Source organism: Inquilinus sp., from assembly GCF_057815775.1.
The window spans coordinates 1-2,190 of the sequence record NZ_JBYRFX010001166.1 but is presented as its reverse complement, the minus strand read 5'-3'; the positions used below and the strand labels follow the sequence as shown (position 1 = coordinate 2,190).

Below are 2,190 nucleotides of genomic sequence, written 5' to 3'. Positions count from 1 at the left end.
ATGCCGCGCACCAGCTGGTCGGCGGCGAGGCCGAGCAGGGCATAGACGATCAGGCCGACGAAGATGATGTCGGTGCGCAGGAAGTCGCGGGCGGTCATCACGAGATAGCCGATGCCGCTTGAGGCATTGATCTGCTCGCCGATCACCAGGCTCAGCCAAGCAGAGCCCAGGGAATAGCGCAGGCCGACCAGGGCCGAGGGCAGGGCGCCCGGCAGGATCACCTGGCGGATCAGTTCGGTCTGCGACAGGCCGTACACGCTCGCTGCCTCGACCAGCTTGGCGTCGACACTGCGGATGCCGGCGAACAGGGTCAGGTAGATCGGGAAGGCCGAGCCGAGCGCGACCAGGGCGATCTTCGGCGTCTCGCCGATGCCGAACCACAGGATGAACAGCGGCACCAGCGCCAGGAAGGGCAGGGTGCGCAGCATCTGCATGGTGGCGTCGACCAGATCCTCGCCGCGGCGCGACAGCCCGGCGACCAGCGCCAGGACCGCACCGGTGGTGACGCCGATGATCAGGCCGGCGGTGACGCGGCCGAGTGAGACCAGCAGGTGATGCAGCAGCTCGCCGGAGGCCAGCAGCGTCCAGAAGGTGACGATGATGGTGGCCGGCGAGGCGATCGAGCGAGGCGGGATCAACCCGGCGGAGGATCCGGCCTGCCACAGCAGGATGATCACCAGCGGCGGGATGAAGCGGCGCAGCTTTTCGATCCGGACGGGGAAGGCGCGAGCGGCCCGGGGCAGCGAGAGGGTGGCCAAGGCGGTGTCCTGTTGCCACGAGGCGGAGTGGAACTCCGGCGGCGTGCCGGCATGGACGTAGATAATGTCTCATGGAGATGTGAAGTCAATGTGATTCGAGTTTTAACAACATAAACAATATGTATTTAACTATCGCTTTGATATCGAACGATCTCCCCGCTTGGGGACGCCTCCGATCGGCGGCAATCCGGGGGTGTGCATGGCAGTGATGCCGGCATATTCTACGTGAAAGATTGGTCTTGATGTGGATTTCCCCGTAGGGAGAATGGTCTTACGAACGCGGCGGCGCCCATTGCTGTCGCCCGGATCGACCCATGGAGTCGACATGACCAGTCACAACGGCCGCGTGGCCGAGCACGACATCGATGCCCAGTTCCTCCGGCGCTGGTCGCCGCGGGCCTTCACCCCGGAAGCGATCCCGGAGGCGGAGCTGCTGCGCTTCTTCGAGGCGGCGCGCTGGGCGCCCTCGGCCTTCAACTCGCAGCCCTGGCACTTCGTCTATGCCCGCCGCGACACCGAGCGCTGGCCGGTCTTCCTCGACATCCTGAACGAATGGAACCGCGGCTGGGCTTACCAGGCCGCGGCGCTGATCGTCGTGACCTCGAAGACCAGCTTCGACCAGCCGGGCAAGGGCGAAACCCAGCTGCCGACCCATTCCTTCGACGCCGGCGCGGCCTGGTCCAACTTCGCCCTGCAGGCGCTGCAGGCGGGCTGGCACACCCACGGCATGGCCGGCTTCGACCGCGACAAGGCGCGCACGGTGCTGGGCATCCCGGCGAATTACGCGGTCGATGCGGTGATTGCGATCGGCCGGATCGGCGACAGGTCGTCGCTGCCGGAAGCGCTGCAGGCGCGCGAGACCCCCAGCAGCCGCAACCCCCTGGCCAGCATCGTCTCGGAAGGCACGTTCCAGGGCGGGTGAGGGGGCGTCTTTTCCCTCGACGTCATTGCGAGGAGACGAAGTCGACGAAGCAATCCATGGCGCCGTTATGGGCTGCCGCATGGATTGCTTCGCTACGCTCGCAATGACGTTTTGGGGGAAGGTGCGAGCGTTACGGGCATAAAATGAACATAAAATAATAGCTATTTAATTAGTTTGACACATAGGAATTTGTATATTCACTTGATCCACATCGAACTCCCGATAACGTCCCATCGAAGGATCACCCGTGCCCTTCGTTCCCCTCTCCCCCCTGTCGCGCCGGTCGCTGCTGGCGGGCAGTGCCGGCCTGGTCGCGCTGGCGGCGGCCCCGGGCCTGTCGCGGGCCGCGACAACGGCCGATCTTGCCGGCGTCACCGTGCGGGCGGCCAAGTACAAGGGGCGTGAGGACAACCTGCTGCGCGCCGCCGGGCAGCTCGACACGCCCTATGGCGTGACCTTCGGCGAGTTCCCTTCGGGCAATGTCATCGTCGAGGCGATGAACGCCGGGGC

At 65.3% G+C, this 2,190-nt stretch carries 2 protein-coding genes and 1 pseudogene; 2 read left to right on the top strand and 1 reads right to left on the bottom strand.

Features of this window, described 5'->3' with window-relative positions; translation table 11 throughout:
* Positions 1 to 758 (bottom strand): ABC transporter permease subunit (locus AC3XYG_RS41255; RefSeq protein ID WP_489145725.1); only part of this gene is annotated, 758 nt, incomplete at its 3' end.
* Between the two features lie 325 nt (positions 759 to 1,083).
* Between AC3XYG_RS41255 and AC3XYG_RS41250 the strand changes: the two genes are divergently transcribed.
* Both AC3XYG_RS41250 and AC3XYG_RS41245 read left to right on the top strand, forming a co-directional pair.
* Positions 1,084 to 1,680: a nitroreductase family protein gene (locus AC3XYG_RS41250; RefSeq protein ID WP_489145724.1), complete on the top strand. Its 597-nt coding sequence runs from the start codon at positions 1,084 to 1,086 to the stop codon at positions 1,678 to 1,680.
* 247 nt (positions 1,681 to 1,927) lie between these two features.
* Positions 1,928 to 2,190, top strand: a pseudogene (locus AC3XYG_RS41245) (ABC transporter substrate-binding protein); the annotation flags it as partial.